This window comes from Nonomuraea sp. C10, assembly GCF_008017515.1.
GTDB classification, from domain to species: Bacteria; Actinomycetota; Actinomycetes; order Streptosporangiales; family Streptosporangiaceae; genus Nonomuraea; species Nonomuraea ferruginea.
Genome location: NZ_VPFF01000001.1, coordinates 1319613 through 1344036, shown reverse-complemented (window position 1 = coordinate 1344036; position 24424 = coordinate 1319613). Strand labels below are relative to the sequence as shown.

Below are 24424 nucleotides of genomic sequence, written 5' to 3'. Positions count from 1 at the left end.
TCCGGCCTCATTTCCGGTTACTGGAACGGGCCCGGCGCCGCCGCTGCCCCCGTGCCGAACTCGTGGTGAGCGATTCCTGGCGGCCCCCGCCGCCGTCGAGCGCGGCGGCGAACTCCGCGATGGTCGGGTGCTCGAACAGCAGCGCGGGCGGCACCGGGCGCCCCAGCCGCTGCTCGATCGCGAGCACCATGGCCATGCCGACCAGCGAGTTTCCGCCGAGGTCGAAGAACGGGTCGTGCACGCCGACGCCGTCGATGCCCAGGTAGGCGCCCCACAGCTCGGCCATCTCGGCCTCCGCGGCGGTGCGCGGCGCGGCGAAGTCGGTGCGCAGCTGCGGGCGCGGGAACCGCTCCCCTTCGGGTACGGCGGAGGCGGCGCCGACCAGGTCGTCCAGGTCGAGCATGCCCGTCCAGGCGGCCAGCACCTCGCGCAGCGGCTGTCGCACCGCCATCACGTTGCCGTGGCCGCCTGCCACGATCCGGTCCAGCAGGGCGCAGCCGGCGTCCTCGGCGAAGCCGTACCGGGCGCGGTAGGCGGCCACCCGGTCGGCCAGCCCGCCCGCCGACTTGAGGTTCTCCGACTGCCACACGTCGTGCTGCCAGGGGCCCCAGGCGACCGACACGACCCTGGTCGACGGGGCTGTGGCGGCCAGCGCGTCACCGTACGCGTCCAGGACGGTGTTGGCGGCGCAGTAGTCGCCCTCGCCGATGCCGCCGAACGCGGTGACCGCGGAGGAGTACAGCACGAGCAGTTCCGGGCGTTCGGCGGCCGGGGTCGCGGGGCCGACCAGCTCGGCCAGCGGCCCCATGGCCAGCACCTTGGGCGCGAGCACCCGGCCGGCGTCGGCGACGGTGCGCCGGCTCAGCAGGCCGGCGGCGGGCAGCCCGGCGGCGTGGACCACGCCGGTCAGGGAGCCGAACCGCTCCCTGCCGCGCCGCAGCGCCTCCCTGAGCTGCTCGGGCACCCCGGCGTCGGCGGTGAGCAGCAGCACCTCCGCCCCGCTGGCCTCCAGTTCGGCGACGTCACGCAGGGTCCGCTCGACGCCCTCCGCCCGCTCGCCGCCCGCTTCGCGGTCCAGCGGGGTGCGGCCGACCAGGGCGAGCCGCCGTACGCCCGCCCGTACGAGATGCTTGGCGAGCGCCATGCCCAGCCCGCGTGTCCCGCCCGTGATCAGGTACGAGCCGTCGGCCCGCCACACCGGGGACGCCGGCGGCTCTGCGGTGACCTCGGCCCACGCCCGCACCCAGCGCCGCCCGCGCCGCCACCCGGCCACCGGATCGTCGTCCGCCGCGCCGGAGTCCCACTCGCGAAGCAGCTCACGAGCGACCTGCCCCGCCGCCGTGCCGGCTTCCGGGGCCGGTCCGTGGGCGGGTGTGCCGACGGTTTCGGGGTCGAGGTCGAGGCCTCGCCAGTTCAGGGCGGGGTACTCGTGCCTGGCCGCGCGGCCGAGACCGTGGGCCAGGGCTTGGTGGGGGGCGGGGATGTCGCCGCTGAGGATCTCGGCGGCGCCGCCGGTCACTGTCACCAGCCGCACTTCCCGCTCGGCGGGCAGGTCGCCCAGTGCCTGGATGGCCAGCATGAGGCTGTCGAAGCCGCGGGCGACGGCTGTCCGGAGTTCCTCGTCGCCGGGGAGGCCGCCGGTCCCGGCGTCCAGGCTCCACAGGTACGCGACGTGCACGGGTCCGTCGGACGGCAGGTCGGCGAAGACGGCCCCGTAGTGGGCGGGGACGGCGGGGTCGAGGGTCAGGCGGCGGCCTTCGCGGCGCGGCGGCCCGTCGCCCGCGACCACCTCGACCACGGAGGCGCCGGCCAGGTCGGCGAGCGCCGCGCCCACACCGCCGGAGTCGGCGAACACGACGAGCGGACCGGTCAGGTCCAGACCGGCCGCGGGCGCTTCCCGGACCGGATCCTGCCGCCAGGAGGGGACGAAGGTGTAGTCCGCGGGCTCGGCATGCCGGTCCGCGTCCGGCCAAGCGGACCCGACGTACTGATCGGCGTCCGAGCCGGTGGCTGCGGGACCCCGGGCGGCATCTGACCCAGCGGGAGCTCCGTGAGCGGTGGTCCGGTCGGGCCAGAAGCTGGTGCGCTGGAAGGGGTAGGTGGGCAGGCTGAGCACGCGGCCCGCGCCGGCGCGGGTGCGTTCCCAGGTGACCTCGGCGCCGAGCTCCCAGAGCCGGGCGCAGGTCCGGAGCAGCTCCTCGTGGGGGTCGCGGGGAGCGCCGCCGGTCCAGCGGGGCGGCAGGGTGCCGAGCACGGCGACGCCGGAGCCGCCGGCCAGGTTCTGCCTGACCAGCCCGCCGAGCGTCTGGCCGGGCCCCAGTTCGACGAACGCGTCCACGTCCTGGTCCACGCAGTGACGCACCCCGTCGGCGAAGCGGACCGTGCTGACGAGCTGGTCGGCCCAGTAGGAGGTGCCTGTGGCCTGCTCGGCGGTGAGCGGCAGGCCGGTGAGGTTGGAGACGACGGGGACGGCCGGCGCCCGCCTCGGCACGGTGTCGAGCACCGCGGCGAGCTTCTCCCTGGCCGGCTGCAGCAGCCTGGAGTGGAAGGCGTGGGCGGAGCGCAGCGCCCGGCAGGCGATGCCCTCCACGGCCAGGGCGGCCGACGCCGCCTCGATCTCGGCGGGGCTCCCGCTCAGCACGGTCATCGACGGCCCGTTGCCCGCGGCGACGTCCACGTCGATCCCGCCGCTCACGAGCACGGGGACGATGCGCTCCTCGGGCGCGGCGACGGCGATCATCCGCCCGGCGGGCACGGCGTTGATCAGGTGCGCCCGTTCGAGCACGACGTGCAGCGCGTCCTCCAGGGTGAAGACCCCGGCCAGGCACGCGGCCACGTACTCGCCGAGGCTGTAGCCGATGAGCAGGTCCGGGGTGACGCCCCAGTGCCCGAGCAGCCGCGCCAGCGCGTACTCGGCGGTGAAGAGGAAGGGGTGGGCCACCTCGGCGTGGTCCAGGGGGCCGGGAGCCTCGGGCGCCTCGCCGGTGCGGCCGAGCAGGGCGGCGAGATCGCCGGGGGCGGCCGAGGTCTCAGCGAGGAACAGGGGCCGCAGGTCCGTGGCCGAGCGGCGCTGGACCAGCTCGACGCAGTTGTCCACCGCCTCGGCGTACACCGGTTCCTTGGCGTACAGCTCCCGGCCGAGTCCCGCGTACTGGTCGCCGACCCCGGGGAGCAGGAACGCGACGCGGGGCCGGCCCTTCACCCGGTGGCCCCCGCCGCTGTCGGCGGCGGCGCGCAGCCCGCGTACGGCGTCGTCCAGATCGGCGCAGACCAGGGCGCGGCGGTGGTCCAGCTCGGCCCGGCCGGTCTGCAGCGTGTGGGCGAGGTCGGGCACGGTCGCAGCGGGGTGGGCGCTCACCCAGTCCGCCAGCCGGGTGGCCTGCTCGCGCAGCGCGGCGGCGCTGCCGGCCGACAGCGGCAGGAGGTGGACGGTGTCGCGCGCCGGCGTCTCGGGCGGGGCGGGCGGGGGCGCCTTCTCCACGATCAGGTGGGCGTTGGTGCCGGACAGCCCGAACGAGCTGACTCCGGCCAGGGCCGGCTCGTCCCCCTGCGGCAACGGCTCCAGGCCGGTGACCGGGCGGATGGCGCCGTTCTCGGGGAAGGCGGCGGCCGGGTTGGTCAGGTGCAGGCTGGGCGGAATCTGCCCATTTTTCAGGATCAGCACCGACTTGATGAGACCGGCGACCCCCGCCGCGGCCTGGGTGTGCCCGATGTTGGTCTTGATCGCGCCGACGCGCAGCGGCCGGTCGGGCGAGCGGCGGCCGAAGACGTCGTGCAGCGCGGACAGCTCGATGGCGTCCCCGAGTCGGGTGCCGGAGCCGTGCGCCTCCACGTAGGCGACGTCGTCCGGTGAGACGCGGGCGGCGGCGAGCGCGCGGCCGATCACGTCGGCCTGCGCGCGCCGGCTCGGGGCGGTGAGCCCGTTGCTGCGCCCGTCCTGGTTGACCGCCGAGCCGCGCAGCACGGCGTGGATGCGGCGGCCCGCGGCGACGGCGCTGGACAGCCTCTCCAGCACGACCAGGCCGCCGCCCTCGCCCATGACGTAGCCGTCGGCGCTCTCGTCGAAGGTCTTGCACCGGCCGTCGGAGCACATCATCAGGCCCGCGCACGCCTGGATGTAGAGGGACGGGTGCATGGTCAGCGAGGCGCCCGCGGCGACGGCCAGGTCGCACTCGCCCCTGCGCAGGCTCTCGGAGGCCAGGTGGACCGCGATGAGCGACGAGGAGCAGGCGGTGTCGACCGTGAGGGTGGGGCCGTTCAGGTCGAGCTGGTACGCGATGCGCCCGGCCGCGACGCTGGGCACCGAGCCCTGGCCCAGGTAGGGGTCGGCGAGCGCGGCGCCGCCCTGCCTCTCGATCTGCAGCCGGCCGTACTGCAGGGTGTCCATGAGCCCGATCATCACGCCGGTGCGGCTGCCGGCCAGCCGCGCGGGCGACAGGCCCGCGTTCTCCAGGCCCTCCCACACCAGCTCCAGCAGCAGGCGCTGGTGGGGGTCCATGCGCAGCGCCTCGCGCGGCGAGAGGCCGAAGAACTCGGCGTCCCAGCCGGTGATGTCGTCCAGGAAGGTGCCGTACCTGGTGTAGACGCCGCCGGGGGTGCGCGGGTCGGGGTGGTAGTAGTCGTCGATGTCCCAGCGGCTCGCCGGCACCTCGCGCACCGCGCTGCGGCCCTCGCTGAGCAGTTCCCAGAGGCCCTCGGCCGTGTCGCCGCCGCCGGGATAGCGGCAGGCCATGCCGACGATCGCGATGGGCTCGTGGGCGCGCTCCTCCGCCTCGGCGAGCCGGCCGCGCGCCTGGGCCAGCTCGACCGTGGCGCGCTTGAGGTAGGCGCGGAGCTTGTCCTCTGTCCCCATCTTTCGTGCCTTTCCGGTCGAGGTGGTCATGGGTCACAGGTCGTTGTCGATCAGGGCGAAGATCTCCTCGTCGGAAGCGCAGTCGATCTTCTCCATGACGCCGCCGACATCGTGCTGTCCGCCGCCGCCGAGCTTGGTGAGCGCGCCCTGGAGGATGGTGGCGAGCCGGTCGCGCATGCTCTCCGCCTCGCCGTTGGCCGCGGCCAGCAGGTCGTCGACCCGTTCCAGGGCGGTGCGCAGGGTGTCCTCGGCCGAGGGCGGCGCCGGGACGAGCACTCCGGCCAGGTACGCCGAGAGCGAGCGGACCGTGGGCTGGTCGAAGACCAGGGTCGCGGGCAGCCGCAGCCCGGTGTCGGTGTTGAGCCGGTTGCGGAGTTCGACGGCCGTCAGTGAGTCGAAGCCGAGCTGGTTGAACGCCTGGTCCACGTCCACCTGGGCGGGGTCGCCGTGGGCGAGCACGGCCGCGACGTGGTCTCGTACGGTGTCGGTGAGCAGTCGCAGCGCCTCGTCCCTGCCCAGCGCCGGCAGCCGGGCCGCCAGCGGGCCCGCGTTCCCGGCCCCGGCTCCCGCCGCACGGCGCGGCACGCGTACGAGGCCGCGCAGCATTCCGGGCAGGTCACCGTTCTCCGCCCGCGCCCGCAGACCGGCGGGATCCCAGCGGGCGGCCACCACTCCGGATTCCGCGTCCGCGAGGGCGGCGTCGAACAGCGCCAGCCCTTCCTCCACCGCGAGCGGCGCGACTCCCGCGCGGGCCAGCCGCGCCTTGTCCGCCGCGCCCATGGCGCCGGTCATGCCGGACTCCACGTCCCAGAGCCCCCAGGCCACGGAGACCGCCGGCAGCCCGGCCGCGCGCCGGGCGGCGGCCAATCCGTCCAGGAACGCGTTCGCCGCCGCGTAGCTACCTTGGCCCGCGTTGCCCAGCACCCCGGCGAGCGAGGAGAACAGCACGAAGAAGTCCAGATCACGGGTCAGCTCGTGCAGGAACCAGGCCGCGTCCGCCTTCGGCCCCAGCACCCCGCTGATTCGCTCGGGAGTCAGCCCTTCGACCAAGCCGTCGTCCAGCACCCCGGCGGCGTGCACCACACCAGCCAGCGGCCCGGCCGAGGCCACCACGTCAGCGAGCTGCGCACGATCGGACACGTCACAGGCCACCACCCGCACCCGGGCACCGGCCCCTTCCAGCTTCGCCACCAGCTCCGTCGCGCCCTCGGCCCGAGGACCACGCCGCGACACCAGCACCAGATCCCGCACCCCGTGCAGTTCGACCAGCCGCAGCGCCACCAGCGCCCCCAGCCCACCGGTGCCACCGGTCACCAGCACCGCACCCGACCTGACGGAAGAAGCCCCGCCGGACGCCGCACCAGCCATCACGGAAGAAACCCCAGCGGACGCCGCAGCGAGCAGCCGGTCGGAGGCCGACGCAGGCGTCCGGCCGGAGGCCGTCGCAGAGGCCTGGTCGGAGGCTGGAACAGGGGTCTGGTCGGAAGCTGGGGCGGAGGTCTGATCGGGAGTGGCGGAAGTGGTGGGTGTCGGGCGGCGGGTCAGGCGAGGGGCCAGGATGCGGCCGTCGACCACCCGTACCTGGGGCTCGCCAGAAGCCAGGACCGCGTCCCAGCCCGAGAACCCCTCCGGCACCTCCGCCAGCACGAACCGGCCCGGCTGCTCACTCTGTGCGGACCGCACCAGCCCCCACACCGCCGAACCGGCCACATCCCCCGGCCGCGTCGCGAACACCACCGGCGACGCCCCGGCACCCTTCACCGCCGCAAGCACACGCGAGGTCAGCTCCCGAACCGCCACCGGAACGTCCGCCGCCCCGCCCACACACCACACCACCTCCGGCTCCACCGAGCCCGGCGCGGAGGGAGCCGCCTCGGCCCACTCCACCCCGTACAGCGGCAGACCGGTCGAGGCGGACGGGCGGACGTCGGCGGGTCGTGCGCGCAGTGCGCCGATGGACAGGACCGGCGCGCCGTCGGTGTCGGCCACCTCGACGACGGCGTCCTCGCCGGTGGTCGTGAGGCGTACGCGCAGCGCGGCGGACTCCGAGGCGTGCAGGCGGACGTCACCGAACGCGAACGGCAGCCGCAACTCGTCGTCCTCCACGGCCAGCACGAGGGGGTGGAAGGACGCGTCCAGCAGGGCGGGATGGACGCCGAAGCCGGTCACGTCCACGCCCTCCGGCGCCACCACCTCCGCGAACAGCTCCTCACCACGACGCCACAACGCCCGCAACCCCTGGAACGCCGCACCGTACTCGTAACCCCGCTCCCCCAGCCGCTCGTAACCCCCCTCGACCTCCACCACCACCGCGTCGACGGGTGGCCACACCCCGGCCCACTCGCACGCACCACGGCCCGGGACGTCCCCGGCGAGCACACCGGAGGCGTGGCGGGTCCAGGCGTCGTCCTCGTCGCCGGTGCGGGAGTAGACGGCGATCTGGCGCCGTCCCGCGTCCGGGGGGTCGACGGTGATCTGTACGGTGACCGCGCCCTGCTCGGGAAGGAACAGCGGAGCCTCGATGACCAGTTCGTCGAGCCGGGCGCAGCCCGCCTGGGCGCCGGCTTCCAGGGCCAGGTCGGCGAAGGCGGCGCCGGGAAGCAGTACGCGGCCCGCGACCGCGTGGCCCGCCAGCCAGGGAGCGCCGCGCAGGGAGATCCGGCCGGTGAGCACGTAGCCGTCCCCGGCCACCGGCACGACGGCGTCGAGCAGCGGGTGGCGGGAGCCGTCGATGCCCGCGCCGGACACGGGGCCGGCCTGGTCGCCGGTGAGCCAGAACCTGCGCCGGGCGAAGGCGTAGGTCGGCGGCTCGTGGCGGGGACGCGGCGCGGAGGGCAGCGCGTCGCTCCAGGAGACCTTGGCGCCGAGCACCCAGGCGTGGGCCAGCGCCGTGAGGAAGCGGCGACGGTCGCCCGTGTCGCGCCGCAGCGTGTGGCAGACGCCCGCGGACACGCCGGCTGCCTCGCAGATGGCCTCGGTGTCGGGGCCCAGCACCGGATGCGGGCTGACCTCGACGAACAGCGGGGTGCCCGCTCCGGCGACGGCACTGACGGCCTGCTCGAACCGTACCGGGTTGCGCAGGTTGTCGTACCAGTAGCGGGTGGTCAGCTCGGCCGGGTCGATGAACGCGCCGGCGAGGGCGGAGCAGAAGCGGACGTCGGCGGCGCGCGGCCGCACGTCGCGCAGCGCGGCCATCAGCTCGTCGCGCAGCGCCTCGACGTGCGGGGTGTGGGAGGCGTAGTCGACCGCGATGCGGCGCACCCGCACGGTGCCCTCGCACGTGGCGGCGAACTCCTCCAGGGCGGCGACCTCTCCTGCCACCACCGAGCCGGTGGGGCTGCTGTGCACGGCCACCCACAGCCGGTCCGCCCACGGTTCGATCCGCTCCTGGGCCCTGGCCGCGGGCAGCGCCACGGCGAGCATGCCGCCGGTGCCGCCGAGCCGGGTCAGCACCTGGCTGCGCAGGGCCACGACCTTGGCGGCGTCCTCCAGCGAGAGCGCGCCCGCGACGTACGCGGCGGCGATCTCGCCCTGGGAGTGGCCGAGCACCGCGGACGGCCGCACGCCGAGGGAGCGCCACAGCTCGGCCAGCGCGACCATGACCGCGAACAGGACGGGCTGGATCACGTCGGTGCCGTCCAGGGACCGCGCGCCGGGCGCGCCGCGCAGCACGTCCTCGACCGACCAGCCGGTGTGCGGGCGCAGCGCCTCCTCGCAGCGGCGGAGGGCGGCCCGGAACGTCTCGTCCTCGTCCAGGAGGTCCACGGCCATGCCCGCCCACTGCGAACCCTGACCGGGGAACACGAACACCGGCTGGACGTTGGGCGCCGCGACCCCGCTCACCACCGCGGCGTCGGCCCCGCCTTCCGCCAGCGCGGCCAGCCCCGCCAGCAGCTCCCGCCGGTCCCCGGCCACGATCACGGCTCGGTGCTCGAAGCTCGCGCGCCGGGCCAGCGCCCGGCCCGCGCCTGGCAGGTCCCGGTCAGAAGCGTTTTCCGCGTACGCGACCAGCCGCGCCGCCTGTGCCCGCAACGACTCCGCCGACCTGGCGGACACCGGCCACACCAGCGGACCGTCACCGGCCGGCACCTCCGGCTCGGCCGGCGCGCCCTCCAGGATCACGTGCGCGTTCGTACCGCTGACCCCGAACGAGGAGACCCCGGCCCGCAACGGACGCTCGCCCGGCACCTCCACCGCCTGGGTCAGCAGCCGCACCCCACCGGACTCCCAGTCCACGTGCGGCGTCGGCTCCTTGACGTGCAGCGTCGGCGGCATCGTCCGGTGCTCCAGCGCCTTGACCATCTTGATCACACCGGCCACCCCGGCAGCTGCCTGGGTGTGCCCGATGTTCGACTTCAACGACCCCAGCCACACCGGCCGCTCGGCCGGACGTCCACGCCCGTACGTGGCCAGCAACGCCTGCGCCTCGATCGGGTCGCCCAGCGTGGTGCCGGTGCCGTGCGCTTCCACGACGTCGATGTCCCGCGTGTCCAGCAACGCGTCGGCCAGCGCCTGACGGATCACCCGCTCCTGGGCCGGACCGCTCGGCGCCGTCATCCCGTTGGAGGCGCCGTCCTGGTTCACCGCCGAACCACGCACCACCGCCAGGATCCGCCGGCCGTTGCGCCGCGCCTCCGACAACCGCTCCAGCACCAGCACCCCCACCCCCTCCGCCCACGCCGCACCATCGGCGGTCGAGGAGAAGGACTTGCAGCGGCCGTCGGGGGCCAGCGCGCGCTGGCGCGAGAACTCCACGAACGGCGCGGGGGTCGCCATCACCGACACGCCGCCCGCCAGGGCCATCGAGCACTCGCCGCGTCGCAGGGCCTGCACCGCCAGGTGCAGCGCGACCAGAGAGGAGGAGCAGGCGGTGTCGGTGGTGAGGGCCGGGCCCTCCAGGCCGAGAGTGTAGGAGACGCGGCCCGCCAGGACGCTGGACGCGCTGGAGGTGAACAGAGTGCCTTCGACCGACTCCGGCGCCTTGTGCAGGAATCGGGTGGAGTAGTGCTCGTACATACTGCCGGCGTAGACGCCGGTACGGCTGCCCCGCAGCGTCACCGGATCGATCCCCGCCCGCTCCAACGCCTCCCAGCACGACTCCAAGAACAACCGATGCTGCGGATCCGTCGCCAACGCACTACGCGGACTCATCCCGAAGAACGCCGCATCGAACTCACCCGCGTCATACACGAACCCCCCATGACGCGTATACGACTTCCCCACCACCTCCGGATCCGGATCGAACAACCCCTCCAGATCCCACCCCCGATCCACCGGAAACTCCCCGATCGCATCCCCCCCGGACGCCACCAGCTCCCACAACTCCTCCGGACCACCCACCCCACCCGGAAAACGACACGCCATCCCCACGATCGCCACCGGCTCATGCCTGCGCCCCTGATCCTCAGCCAGCCGCTGACGCGTCTCCGCCAGCTCGACGGTCGCGCGCCTCAGGTAATCGCGAAGCTTCTGCTCGTTCTCCATCGCTCCGGCCCTTCCAGTCACAGGTCGTTGTCGATGAGGGCGAAGATCTCCTCATCAGAGGCGTCGTCGATCTTGTCCACCACCGTGTCGGGGCGGCCGCCGTCCGGTTCGGTGCCGAAGCGGGCCAGGCCGCTCTTCAGCACGGCGACGAGCTTGCCGCGGATGATCTCGCTGTCGTCCTTGGCGGTGGTGAGCATCGACCCCACGTGCTCCAGGGCGCCGCGCAGCATGTCCTCGGGCGACGGCTGCGTGGGAGCCAGCGCGTCGAACAGGTGCTGCGCCAGCACCCGCACGGTCGGGTGGTCGAAGACGAGGGTCGCGGGCAGCCGCAGCCCGGTGTCGGTGTTGAGCCGGTTGCGGAGTTCGACGGCGGTCAGTGAGTCGAAGCCGAGCTGGTTGAAGGCCCGGTCGATGCCGACCTTGTCCGCGCTGCCGTGGGCGAGCACTGCTGCGACGTGGTCGCGTACGGTGTCGGTGAGCAGCCGCAGCGCCTCGTCCCGGTTCAGCTCCGACAGCCGGGACACCAGCGACCCCGCGCCCTCAGCCCGTCCGGCGGCGCGGCGTGGCACGCGGACGAGGCCGCGCAGCATTCCCGGCAGCGTGTCGTTCTCCGCCCGCGCCCGCAGCCCCGCCATGTCCCAGCGGGCCGCCACCACCACCGGATCGACATCGCCGGCCAGGGCCGCGTCGAACAACGCCAGCCCTTCCTCCACCGCGAGCGGCGCGATCCCCGCGCGGGCCAGCCGCGCCTTGTCCGCCTCCGCCAGAACACCGGTCATGCCGGACTCCACGTCCCAGAGTCCCCAGGCCACGGAGACCGCCGGCAGCCCCGCCGCACGCCGGGCAACCGCCAGACCGTCCAGGAACGCGTTCGCCGCCGCGTAATTGCCCTGGCCCGCGTTGCCCAGCACTCCTGCGAGGGAGGAGAACAGCACGAAGAACCCCAGATCCCGGGTCAGCTCGTGCAGGAACCAGGCAGCGTCCGCCTTCGGTCCCAGCACCCCGCTGATCCGCTCGGGGGTCAGCCCCTCCACCAGCCCGTCGTCCAGCACCCCGGCGACATGGACCACACCGGCCAGCGGCCCGGCCGAGGCCACCACGTCCGCGAGTTGCGCACGGTCGGACACGTCACACGCCGCCACCCGCACTCGGGCACCGGCGTCCTCCAGCTTGGCCACCAGCTCCGCCGCGCCCTCGGCCCGAGGTCCACGCCGAGACACCAGCACCAGATCCCGCACCCCGTGCAGTTCCACCAGCCGCAGCGCCACCAGAGCACCAAGTCCCCCGGTCCCACCGGTCACCAGCACCGCACCAGACCTGGAGGTGGCGGAAGGAGTGGTCGTGGGGCGGCGGGTCAGGCGAGGGGCCAGGATCTGTCCGTCGATCACCCGTACCTGCGGCTCCCCCGAAGCCAGCACCGCGTCCCAGCCCGAGAACCCCTCCGGCACCTCCGCCAGCACGAACCGGCCCGGCTGCTCACTCTGCGCCGACCGCACCAGCCCCCACACCGCCGCACCGGCCACATCCCCCGGCCGCGTCGCGAACACCACCGGCGACGCCCCGGCCTGCTTCACCGCCGCAAGCACACGCGAGGTCAGCTCCCGAACCGCCACCGGAACGTCCGCCGACCCGCTCACACACCACACCACCTCCGGCTCCATCGAGCCAGGCGCGACGGGAGCCACCTCGGCCCACTCCACCCCGTACAGCGGCAGACCGGCCGTGGCGAGCGACTCGGCCGGCACCGGGCGCGCTCGCAGGGAGTCCAGCGAGAACACCGGACGCCCCGAGGGACCGGCCGCCTCGATGGCGCACCCGTCAGGACCGGTCCTGGTCAGGCGGACCCGCAGCGTGCCCGCCCCCGCCTCGTACAGTCGCAGGCCGCGCAGCTCGAAGGGCAGGCGCAGCTCGTCCGCGGGGTCGGCGACGAGCAGCGGGTGGAACACGGCGTCGAACAGGGCGGGATGGATGCCGAAGCCGGTCACGTCCACGCCCTCGGGCGCCACCACCTCCGCGAACAGCTCCTCACCACGACGCCACAACGCCCGCAACCCCTGGAACGCCGCACCGTACTCGTAACCCCGCTCCCCCAGCCGCTCATAACCCCCCTCGACATCCACCACCACCGCGTCGACGGGCGGCCACACCCCGGCCCACTCGCACGCACCCGAACCCACGGCACCGTCGGCCAGCGAGCCGGACGCGTGCCGGGTCCAGCCGGTCTCGGGGTCGTCGACCGGCCGCGAGTGCACGCGCACCGGCCGGGCGCCCGAGGAGTCAGGAGGGTCCACGACGACCTGGACCGTGATCGGGCCGTGCCGCGGCAGCACCAGCGGAGCCTCGAACATCAGCTCCTCGACCAGGTCGGACCCGGTCCTCGTGGCGGCTTCCAGGACCAGGTCGGCCAGCGCGGTGCCGGGCAGCACCACGGCGCCCGCCACCGCGTGGTCGGCGAGCCAGGGCGCGCTGCTGATCGACAGGCTGCCGGTGAGCACGACCGGCCCGTCCCCGGCGAGGTCGAGCTCGGCTCCCAGCAGGGGGTGGGCGACCTCGCGCAGGCCGACGGCGGACAGGTTCGCGGCGCGGGCGGGCGGGCCGAGCCAGTAACGCTCGCGCTCGAAGGCGTAGGTCGGCAGGTCCACCCGGTTCCCGCCGGGGAGGAGCGCGGGCCAGTCGACCGACGCTCCGGCGGCCCACGCGCCGGCCAGGCACGCGGCCAGCGCGTCAGGCTCGGCGCGGTCGCGGCGGTGCAGGGCGAGGATCGAGGCGTCCTCGCCGGTGACGCAGTCGTGCGCCATGCCCGCGAGCACGGCCTGCGGCCCGACCTCCAGGAAGAGGTTGACCCCCTGCTCCTCCAGCCGGGCGATCATCGGGTGGAACAAGACGGGCAGCCTGATCTGGCTCAGCCAGTATTCGGGGCTGGTCCACGGGGTGTCGAGGAGGCCGGTCACGGACGCGATCCGGGGCTTGCCGAACGTCACCGTGTCCAGTTCGGCGGCGAACTCGCCGACCATCGGTTCCATCAGCGGGGAGTGGAAGGCGTGGCTGACGGTCAGCCGCCGGATGCGCCGGCCGCGCTCGCGCCAGTGGGCGGCGACCGCGAGACACGTCTCCTCGTCGCCGGAGATCACCACGCTGTCCGGCCCGTTGACGGCGGCGATGCCGGCCTTGTCGTCGAGCCCGGCCAGGGTGAGCCGGACCTCGTCCGGCGTGGCGGCGATCGCGATCATGGCGCCGGGCTCGCGCAGCCCGTGCATCAGCCGGGCGCGGGCGGCGATCAGGCGGGCGGCGTCCGGCAGCGACCAGATCCCGGCGACGTGCGCGGCGGCGAACTCGCCGACGGAGTGCCCGGCGACGTACGCGGGGGCGAGCCCGAGCGACTCCAGCAGCCGGAAGGCGGCGACCTCGAAGGCGAACAGGGCCGGCTGGGTGTAGAGGGTCTCGTCGAGCAGGGCGGCTTCCGGGGTGCCTGGCCCGGCCCACATGACCTCGCGCAGCGGCCGGTCCAGGTGGGGGTCGAGGGCGGCGCACGCCTCGTCCAGGGCCGCGGCGAACACCGGCGAGGCGGCGGCCAGCTCCCGGCCCATGCCGGGCCGCTGCCCGCCCTGCCCGGTGAACAGGAAGGCCGTGCGGGTGTGCTCGGCCGCCACGCCGGTGACGACCTCGGCCACGGGCCGCCCGTGCAGGTGGTCGCCGAGATGGGCGACGAGGGTCTCGTGGTCGCGGCCGAGCACGACCGCGCGGTGCGGGTGCGCGGTCCGGGTGGTGACCAGGGAGTGTGCCACGTCGGCGGGGTCGGGGCGGTCCTGCGCCGTGACGTGGCGGTGCAGCCGCTCGGCCTGCGCGCGCACGCCCTGGGCGGTGTGCCCGCTGACGGCCCAGGCGAGCGGGCCGGTGAAGACGCGCTCGGGGCGGGCTTCGGGCAGGGGCGCGGCCTCGGGGACGTACTCCTCGATGATGGCGTGCGCGTTGGTGCCGCTGATGCCGAAGGAGGAGACCCCCGCCCGGCGGGGGTGCTCACCGCGCGGCCACTCGCGGGCCTCGGTCAGCAGCCGTACGCCGCCCGCGGACCAGTCGGCGTGCGGCGTCGGCTCCTCGACGTGGAGGGTACGGGGAAGGGTCCCGTGCCGCATGGCCTGCACCATCTTGATCACACCGGCCACCCCGGCGGCAGCCTGGGTGTGACCGATGTTCGACTTCAACGAGCCCAGCCACACCGGCCGCTCCGCCGGACGACCACGCCCGTACGTGGCCAGCAACGCCTGAGCCTCGATCGGATCGCCCAACGTCGTACCGGTGCCATGGGCCTCCACGACGTCGATGTCCCGCGTGTCCAGCAACGCGTCGGCCAGCGCCTGACGAATCACCCGCTCCTGGGCCGGGCCGCTCGGCGCGGTCATCCCGTTGGAGGCGCCGTCCTGGTTCACCGCCGAACCCCGCACCACCGCCAGGATCCGCCGGCCGTTGCGCCGCGCCTCCGACAACCGCTCCAGCACCAGCACCCCCACCCCCTCCGCCCACGCCGCGCCATCGGCGGTGGAGGAGAACGGCTTGCAGCGGCCGTCAGGAGAGAGCGCGCGCTGGCGCGAGAACTCCACGAAGGCGTCAGGTGAGGCCAGCAGGGTGACGCCGCCCGCGAGGGCCAGCGTGCACTCCTCCTGCCGCAGGGCCCGCACGGCCAGGTGCAGGGTGACCAGGGAGGAGGAGCAGGCGGTGTCGACGGTGAGCGAGGGGCCTTCGAGCCCGAGGGTGTAGGAGACCCGCCCGGACAGCACGCTGGGCGTGCTCGCCGACAGCAGCACCCCCTCCAGCGCCGGAGGAACCGCGCCGTGCACGTAACGGGAGGAGTAGTCGTTGAACATGTTGCCGGCGTAGACGCCGGTACGGCTGCCCCGCAGCGTCACCGGATCGATCCCCGCCCGCTCCAACGCCTCCCAGCACGACTCCAGGAACAACCGATGCTGCGGATCCGTCGCCAACGCACTCCGCGGACTCATCCCGAAGAACGCCGCATCGAACTCACCCGCGTCATACACGAACCCCCCATGACGCGTATACGACTTCCCCACCACCTCCGGATCCGGATCGAACAACCCCTCCAGATCCCACCCCCGATCCACCGGAAACTCCCCGATCGCATCCCCCCCGGACGCCACCAGCTCCCACAACTCCTCCGGACCACCCACCCCACCCGGAAAACGACACGCCATCCCCACGATCGCCACCGGCTCATGCCTGCGCCCCTGATCCTCAGCCAGCCGCTGACGCGTCTCCGCCAGCTCGACGGTGACCTTCTTCAGATAGGCGCGAAGCTTGTCCTCATTCGCCATGGTCCAGCCCTTCCTGTGGCGATCTCAGAGGAGATGTCATCGTTCGGTTGTCGATCAAGGCGAAGATCTCCTCGTCGGAGGCGGACACGATCTCCTCCGCGGCGCCGTTGGACCTGGTGGGCGCGGCGGCCAGCGTGTCCGCCGGGGTCGCGCCGATCCTGGTGAGAGCGCTCTGCAGAATGGCGACGAGCCGGTCGCGTACGGCGTCCGCCTCGCCGTTGGCGGCGAGCATCACGGATTCGGCCTGGTCCACCGCCGTCCGCAGGGCGTCCTCGGCGGAGGGCGTCTCGGGGGCCAGCGTGCGGAACAGGTACTCGGCGAGCGAGCGGACCGTGGGGTGGTCGAAGACCAGCGTGGACGGCAGCCGCAGCCCGGTGCCCGTGGTGAGCCGGTTGCGGAGTTCGACGGCGGTCAGGGAGTCGAAGCCGAGCTCGTTGAAGGCCCGGTCCACGTCGATCGAGTCCGCGCCGCCGTACGCGAGGACGGCGGCGACGTGCGAGCGGACCAGCTCGGTGAGGTGGGTCAGCGCGCCGGCCTCACCCAGCGCGGCGAGACGCTCGGTCAGCTCGGCCGGTCCCGCCGGGGGCTGGGCGTCGGCCCCGGCCGCCGCCCGTCGGGGCATGCGGACCAGGCCGCGCAGCACACTCGGCAGCTCCTCGCTCTCCGCGCGTGCCCTCAGTCCCGCCATGTCCCAGCGGGCCGCCACCACCACCGGATCGGCGTCACCGGCCAGGGCCGCGTCGAACAGCGCGAGCCCTTCCTCCACCGGCAGCGGGGCGATCCCCGCGCGGGCCAGCCGCGCCCGATCGGCCTCGCCCATGGCGCCGCTCATGCCGGACTCGACATCCCAGAGCCCCCACGCCACCGACACCGCAGGCAGCCCCGCCGCACGCCTGGCGACCGCCAGCCCGTCCAAGAAGGCGTTCGCCGCCGCGTAATTGCCCTGACCGGCGTTGCCGACCACCCCGGCCAGCGACGAGAACAGCACGAAGAAGCCCGGCTCGGAGGACCCGGTCAGCTCGTGCAGGAACCAGGCGGCGTCCGCCTTCGGCCCCAGCACCCCGGCCACCCGCTCCGGGGTCAGCCCCTCCACCAAGCCGTCGTCCAGCACACCGGCGACGTGCACCACACCGGCCAGCGGACCAGCCGACGCCACCACGTCCGCCAGCTGCGCGTGATCGGACACGTCACAGGCGGCCACCCGCACCCGGGCGCCGGCCTCCTCCAGCTCCGCCACCAGCCCGGCCGCGCCCGAAGCCTCAAGCCCACGCCGCGACAGGAGAACCAGATCCCGCACCCCGTGCCGCGCCACCAGCCGACGCGCCACCAGAGCACCAAGCCCACCGGTCCCCCCGGTCACCAGCACCGCACCAGCCATCGCGGAAGAGACCTCAGCGGGAGCGGTGGCTGCCGGGCGGCGCACCAGGCGGGGGACGAGGACGGTGTCGTCGCGGCCGGCGATCTCGGTCTCGCCCGCGGCCACGGCGGCGGCCAGCAGCCCCCAGGCGGAGAACTTCTCGGGCACGTCGGCCAGCACGAACCGGCCCGGCTGCTCACTCTGCGCCGCCCGCACCAGCCCTCGCACCGCCGCGCTCGCCGGGTCGTCGCCCCGGGTGAGGCAGACCAGCCGCGACCCGGCGAATCGCTCGTCGCCGAGCCAGCCCTGGACGAGGTCGAGCGCCTGGCCCACCGCGTCGTGCGCGGAGTACGGCAGGTCGCCGGGGTCGGCCTGGCAGGGGGCCAGGACCAGGTCGGGGACGCCGGCCGCGCTCATCTCGGCCAGTGACGCGAGGTCGTAGTAGCGGGGCGGCTCGATCCCGGCCGCCGCCAGCTCGGTGCCGATCTCGTCGGTCAGCTCGTCGGAACCGGCCAGCGCCCAGCGCAGCTCGGACACCCCGGCGACGACCGGCTCGACCCACTCGACGACGTGCGCCGCGGAGCCCGTGGAGCTGACGGGGGCGGCGTTCCTGGGCATCCGGCGCAGGACCAGCGTGTCCACGCCGCCGATCCACTGCCCGGCGCCATCGAAGATCGTCAGCGAGACGCGGTCGTCGCCCGACCCGTCGATCCGCACCCGCAGCGTCCGCGCGCCGGTCGCGACCACCCGGACCCCGTTCCAGGAGAACGGCAGCAACAGGCCGGAATCGTCCGCCGACTCCAGCACCACCAGGTGCAGCGCGGCGTCCAGCAGCGCGGGGTGCAGCGTGAAGCGCCCGGCCTCGCCGCTCACCGGCTCGGGCAGGGTCACCTCGGCATAGGCGTGATCGCCCGCGCGCCAGGCGGCCCGCAGCCCCTGGAACGCGGGGCCGTACTCGTAGCCGCGCTCCGCGAGCCTGCCGTACAGGTCGTCCAGGTCCACGGGCTCGGCCTGCGGCGGCCACGAGATCGGCGCGGCCGGGGCGGTGCCAGAGAGCCGACCGACAGCCTGGGCCGTGCCGGCGAGCGGACCGGCGGCCGGGGCGGTGCCCGCGCCGAGCAGGCCGGTCGCGTGCCGGATCCAGCCCTCCTCGGCGTCGCCGCCCGTACGGCCGTGGACGGTGACGGTGCGGCGGCCCTGCTCGTCCGGCCCGCCGACCGCGAGCTGCAGTTGTACGGCTCCCGTCTCCGGCAGGAACAGCGGGGCCTCCAGCGTCAGGTCCTCGACCTCGTCGCATCCGACCTTGGCCGCGGCCTCCAGCGCAAGCTCGACGAAGGCGGTGCCGGGCAGCAGCACCGCACCCTCCACGGCGTGGTCGCCGAGCCACGGCGCGGTGGCCAGGGACAGCTGCCCGGCCAGCAGGAACCCGTCCTCCGCGGCGAGCGGGACACCGGCCCCGAGCAGCGGGTGCCGGGACGGGACCAGCCCGCCGCCGGCGGCGACCGGCTCCGCGTCCAGCCAGTGCCTCGCGGCCTCGAAGGGGTAGGTCGGGAGCCCGTCGTCGTGGCTCGTCGCCGGGCCGAGCGCCGCGGGCCAGTCCACGTCCACGCCGAGCACCCAGGCCTGGGCGGCGGACTTGAACAGGCGGGCCGCGCCGCCGTCGCCGCGCCTCAGCGTGCCCGTGGCGCCGCCGGACGCGTCCGCGAGCGTGTCCTCGACGTGCCCGGTGAGCACCGGGTGCGGGCTGCACTCCACGAACACGGGGGTGCCCGAGCCGGCGAGCGACTCCACCGCCTGGCGGAACAGCACCGGTCGCCGCAGGCTGGTGAACCAGTAGTCAGCCGTCAGCCTGTCCGTGTCGATCGTGCCGCCTTCCAGCGACGAGCAGAACGCGACCTCGGCCGGGCGAGGATGGACGCCGCCGAGCGTCTCCAGCAGTTCGTCGCGCAGGGCGTCGATGTGCGGGGTGTGGGCGGCGTAGCCGATCGCGACCCGGCGGATCCGTACGGTGTCGCCGTGGGCGGCGGTGAACTCCTCCAGCGCGTCGGCGTCGCCCGCCACCACCGAGCTGTCCGGTCCGCTGTGGATGGCGAGCCAGAGCCTGCCGGCCCACGGCTCCAGCATCCGGGCGGCCCGCTCCGCGTCGACGGGCACGGCGAGCATGCCGCCGCGGTCGCCCAGCCTCGTCAGCGCCCGGCTGCGCAGGGCCACGATCTTGGCGGCGTCCTCCAGCGAGAGCGCGCCCGCCACGCACGCGGCGGTGATCTCGCCCTGGGAGTGGCCGAGCACCGCGGACGGCCGCACGCCGAGCGAGCGCCAGACCTCCGCCAGGGAGACCATGACCGCGAACAGCACCGGCTGGATCACGTCCGATCCCTCCAGCGCGGGCGCGCCGGAAGCACCGCGCAACACGTCCACGACCGACCAGCCGATGTGCGGGCGCAGCGCCTCCTCGCAGCGGAGCAGGGCGGCCCGGAACGTCTCGTCGTCATCCAGGAGTTCCACGGCCATGCCCGCCCACTGCGAGCCCTGACCAGGGAACACGAACACCGGCAGGACCCCGGGCGCCGCCACCCCGCTCACCACCGCGGCGTCGGCCCCGCCTTCCGCCAGCGCGGCCAGCCCCGCCAGCAACTCCCGCCGGTCCCCCGCCACGATCACGGCGCGGTGCTCGAAGCTCGCACGCCGGGCCAGCGCCCGCCCCGCACCGGCCAGGTCCTGATCAGCGACGCCTTCCCCGTACGCGAGCAACCGCGCCGCCTGCACCCGCAACGACTCCGCCGACCTCGCCGACACCGGCCACACCAGCGGACCGTCACCGGCCGCGAACGCCTGCGCCAGCGGAGCGTCACCGGCCGCCGACACGGGCTCCAGCGGACTGTCACCGGCCGCCGACACGGGCTCCAGCGGACCGTCACCGACTTCCGGCACCCGTGCCAGCGGACCGCCGGATGGCGTCGCCGGCGCGCCCTCCAGGATCACGTGCGCGTTCGTACCGCTGACCCCGAACGAGGAGACCCCGGCCCGCACCGGACGCTCGCCGGGCAGCTCCACCGCTTCGGTCAGCAGCCGCACGCCGCCGGACTCCCAGTCCACGTGCGGCGTCGGCTCGTCAGCGTGCAAGGTCGGCGGGAGCGTACGGTGCTCCAGCGCTTTCACCATCTTGATCACACCGGCCACCCCGGCAGCCGCCTGGGTGTGACCGATGTTCGACTTCAGCGAGCCCAGCCACACCGGCCGCTCCGCCGGACGTCCACGCCCGTACGTGGCCAGCAACGCCTGCGCCTCGATGGGGTCGCCGAGCGTGGTGCCGGTGCCGTGCGCCTCCACCACATCCACATCGCGGGCGTCGAGCATCGCGTCGGCCAGCGCCTGACGGATCACCCGCTCCTGGGCCGGACCGCTCGGCGCGGTCAACCCGTTGGAGGCGCCGTCCTGGTTCACGGCGCCGCCGCGGATCAGGGCGCGGACCGGGTGGCCCAGGCGGCGCGCGTCGGAGAGGCGCTCCAGCAGGAGCACGCCCGCGCCCTCGGCCCATCCGGTGCCGTCGGCCGCGGCCGAGAACGCCTTGCAGCGCCCGTCGGCGGCCAGCCCGCCCTGCCTGCTGAACTCCACGAACATCCCGGGGCTGGACATCACGGTCGCGCCGCCCGCCAGCGCCATCGCGCACTCACCCCGCCGCAGCGCCTGCACGGCCAGGACGACGGAGACCAGCGAGGACGAGCAGGCGGTGTCGGTGGTGAGGGCCGGGCCCTCCAGGCCGAAGGTGTAGGCGATGCGGCCGGAGACGACGCTCAGCGCGGTGCCGGTCAGCAGGTGGCCGTCGGCGAGGCCGGCGGTCCGGTGCAGCCGGGGGCCGTACTCGGGGGCCATCGCGCCCATGAACACGGCGGTGGCCGAGCCGCGGAGGTCGGCGGGGTCGATCCCGGCCCGCTCGATGCTCTCCCAGCAGATCTCCAGCAGCAGCCGCTGCTGCGGGTCCATGGCCGCCGCCTCGCGCGGGCTGATGCCGAAGAAGGACGCGTCGAACCGGTCGGCGTCGTACAGGAAACCGCCGTACCTGGTGTCGCTGGTGCCCGAGCGGTCGGGGCCGGTGGCGAAGAGCGCGTCCAGGTCCCAGCCCCGGTTGGCGGGGAACTCGCCGATGGCGTCCTGGCCGGTGCCGGCGAGCCGCCACAGGTCCTCCGGCGAGGCCACCCCGCCGGGGTAGCGGCAGCCCATCCCGATCACCGCGATCGGGTCGTCGGCTTCCGCCTGCCTCGGTCGTGGCCGTACGACCGGCGTGTCCGGCGCCGAGGCGGTGAGCAGGGCGTACAGGTGGTCGGCGAGGCGGGCGGGCGTCGGATGGTCGAACAGCAGCCCGGTCGGGAGCTTCAACCCGGTCGCGGCGCGCAACCGGTCGCGCAGTTCGAGCGAGGTCGCCGACTCGAAGCCCAGGTCCTTGAACGTCCGGGCAGGCTCCAGCGCGGCCGCGTCATCGTGGCCGAGCAGCCGGGCAGCGGCCTCCAGAACCAGCTCCCGCACCTCAGCCGAACTCCGCGCCGACCGCACCTCCCGCTCCTCGCGCGACACCGCGTCCGGCGTCCCGCCGTCGCCATCACGCACGCCGTCCGGCCCTCGGCCGGGCACGCGGTCGCCGGGGGCGTGTGACGGTCGGTGAGCGTCCGGGGTGGCGGGCCCGTACGACCGGCGCTGGAAGGGGTACGTGGGAAGGTCCGCGAGGCAGGAGCGCGGCGTCTCGCGCAGGGCGGGCCACTCGACCGGGGCGCCCGCCGCGTACGCCCGGGCGAGCGAGCGCAGCACGCGGCCGGCCCCGCCCTCGCCGCGGCGCAACGTGCCGATCACCACGGCCTCGCCCCCGGCGTCCTCCGCCGTCTCCTCCACCGCCGTGGCGAGGACCGGGTGCGGGCTGCACTCCACGAAGAGGTCGCAGCGTTCCCCGATCGCCACCCGCACGGCCTGGGCGAACCGGACCGGGTTGCGCAGGCTGCGGTACCAGTAACCGGCGTCGAGCCCCGAGGTGTCCATCGGCTCGCCGGTGAGCGTGGAGACGAACGCCGTCGCGGCGCTCACCGGGCGGATCGGGGCCAGCGCGGCGAGCACCTCGTCGCGTACCTGCTCGACCTCGGCGGTGTGGGAGGCGTAGTCGACCGGGATGGCCTTGGTGCGGTGGTCGGTGAGCCGCCCGGCCAGCTCGTCGAGCAGCTCGCGCGGCCCGGCGACGACCACCGAGCACGGCCCGTTGACCGCCGCCACGGACACCGCCAGCGGGCCGATCGCCCGCTCGACCACGTCGAGGGGCGCCGCGACCGACAGCATGCCGCCCCGGCCCGCGATGCCGGCGATGGCGCGGCTGCGCAACGCCACGACCCGCGCCGCGTCGGGCAGGCTGAGCGCGCCGATGACGGTGGCGGCGGCGATCTCGCCCTGGGAGTGGCCGACGACCAGGTCCGGCTCGACGCCGTGGGAGCGCCACACCTCGGCGAGCGCGACCATGACGGCCCACAGCGCGGGCTGGACCACGTCCACCCGGTCGAGGCCGGGGGCGCTGGGCCGCTCGCCGAGCACGTCGACCAGGGAGAAGTCCGTGTGCGGCGCGAGCGCGTCCGCGCACTCAGCGACGCGGGCGGCGAACACCGGCGACGCGGCCAGCAGTTCGCGGGCCATCCCCGGCCACTGCGATCCCTGGCCGGGGAAAACGAAGACACGCCGCCCGCCCGCCGCCGCGCCGAGCACGACGTCGTCGTGCGGCAGGCCGCCGGCCAGCGCCCGCAGCCCGGACAGCCTGGCTTTCCGGTCCGCGCCCAGCACCACCGCGCGGTGCTCGAAGGCGGTGCGGCTCCTCAGCAGGCCGGCCGCGATCCCGTCCGGCTCGGCGCCGGGCTCCGCCGCGACCTCCGCGAGCCGGCCCGCCGCCGCGCGCAGCGCCTCCGGCGACCGCGCGGAGACCACCCACGGCCACCCGGCGTCCCCGCCCGCGCGGGCTCCGGGGGCATGGGCGTCCCCGGACCGCCGCAGGTCAAGATCTTCGGGGCGGGTCCGGGCGAGGTCCTCCGGTTCGGGGGAGCGCGGGGGTGGTTCGGTGAGCAGGAGGTGGCAGTTCGTGCCGCCCATGCCGAAGGAGCTGACGCCCGCCACCAGCCGCCCGCCCGCGGACCAGGGGACGGTCTCGCGTACCACGCGCAGGCGCAGATCCGTCAGCGGGATCTCCGGCGGCGGCGACGCGAAGTGCAGGCTGGCGGGCAGCTCGCGGTGCTTGATGGCGAGCACCACCTTGAGCAGCCCGGCGATGCCCGCCGCGCCCTCCAGGTGGCCGATGTTGGTCTTGACCGAGCCGACGGGCAGCGGGTCGCCGTCCTGCCGGGCCGTCCCGTACGCCGCCCCGAGAGCCGCGGCCTCCACCGGGTCGCCCACCCTGGTGCCGGTGCCGTGCAGCTCGACGTAGCCCACGTCGCCCGGCGCCACGCCGGCGTGCGCGCAGGCCAGCCTGATGGCCTCCTCCTGCGCCCGCCGGCTGGGCACGGTCAGCCCCTCGCCGCCGCCGTCGTTGTTGACGGCCCCGCCGAGGATCACGGCGTGTACGGTGTCGCCTTCGGCCAGCGCGTCGGCCAGCCGCTTCAGCACGACCACGGCCCCGCCCTCGCCGCGCACGTACCCGTTGGCGCGGCTGTCGAAGACGTGGCAGCGGCCGTCCGGCGACAGCGCGCCGAAGCTGCCGATGGCGTCGGTGGTCTCGCCGCTCAGGTTGAGGTTGACGCCGCCGGCCAGGGCGAGCGCGGTCTCGCCGCGGCGCAGGCTCTCGCACGCCAGGTGCACCGCGACCAGCGAGGACGACTGCCCCGCGTCGAGGGTGAGGCTGGGGCCGCGCAGGCCGAGGAAGTAGGAGACCCGGTTGGCGATCATGGCGCGGTTCGCCCCGGTGTAGGCATGCCTGCCCGGATGGGCGCCGGCCCGCGCCAGCAACGCGGCGTGGTCGTTCGAGATGGCGCCCAGGAACACCCCGGCCGCGCTGCCGCGCAGCCCGCCGGGCGCGGTGCGGGAGCTTTCCAGGGACTCCCAGGCGAGTTCGAGCACCAGCCGCTGGTGCGGGTCCATCGCCGCGGCCTCGTTCGGGGAGATGCCGAAGAACGCCGCGTCGAAGCCGTGGACGTCCTGGAGGAAGCCGCCGCGCCGGTACTCCGTCGCCTCCGGCCACCGGTCCTCCGGCGCCTCGGTGACCGCGTCCACGCCCTCGCGGAGCAGCTTCCAGAACGCCCCGGGATCGGCGGCTCCGGGCAGGCGGCAGGCCATGCCGACGACGGCGATCGCGTCCGGACCGCCGGTGACCACCGGCCGAATCGACTCGTCACCCATCAATTCGCCACCCCAAGCCTCTGGCTTCTCGACGCCGCCGCTTTATCA

Annotated in this window: 4 protein-coding genes; all 4 read right to left on the bottom strand. The window is 74.8% G+C overall.

Annotated features, from left to right (window positions below; all coding sequences use genetic code 11):
- Window positions 1-7: 7 nt before the first annotated feature.
- The 4 genes from FR742_RS06215 to FR742_RS06200 are packed head-to-tail and all read right to left on the bottom strand — an operon-like array spanning window position 8 to window position 24376.
- Entirely contained in the window at window positions 8-4852 is a 4845-nt protein-coding gene (locus tag FR742_RS06215; RefSeq protein WP_187281020.1) for a type I polyketide synthase, read from the bottom strand.
- A 33-nt stretch (window positions 4853-4885) separates the two neighbouring features.
- Window positions 4886-10336, bottom strand: a complete 5451-nt coding sequence (locus tag FR742_RS06210) for a type I polyketide synthase (RefSeq protein WP_148030045.1) — start codon at window positions 10334-10336, stop codon at window positions 4886-4888.
- Window positions 10337-10353: 17 nt separating this feature from the next.
- Window positions 10354-15666 carry a type I polyketide synthase gene (locus FR742_RS06205; RefSeq protein ID WP_148030044.1) on the bottom strand — a complete coding sequence of 1771 codons (5313 nt, stop codon included), beginning with the start codon at window positions 15664-15666 and terminating at the stop codon, window positions 10354-10356.
- Entirely contained in the window at window positions 15656-24376 is an 8721-nt protein-coding gene (locus tag FR742_RS06200) for a type I polyketide synthase (RefSeq protein ID WP_148030043.1), read from the bottom strand. Before FR742_RS06200 ends, FR742_RS06205 begins: the two co-directional genes overlap by 11 nt.
- Window positions 24377-24424 lie beyond the last annotated feature (48 nt).

Bases quoted from the DNA above. Each gene is read 5' to 3' on its own strand.
- FR742_RS06205 (WP_148030044.1), bottom strand. From the start codon at position 15,666: ATGGCGAATGAGGACAAGCTTCGCGCCTATCTGAAGAAGGTCACCGTC.
- FR742_RS06200 (WP_148030043.1), bottom strand. From the start codon at position 24,376: ATGGGTGACGAGTCGATTCGGCCGGTGGTCACCGGCGGTCCGGACGCG.
- FR742_RS06215 (WP_187281020.1), bottom strand. From the start codon at position 4,852: ATGGGGACAGAGGACAAGCTCCGCGCCTACCTCAAGCGCGCCACGGTC.
- FR742_RS06210 (WP_148030045.1), bottom strand. From the start codon at position 10,336: ATGGAGAACGAGCAGAAGCTTCGCGATTACCTGAGGCGCGCGACCGTC.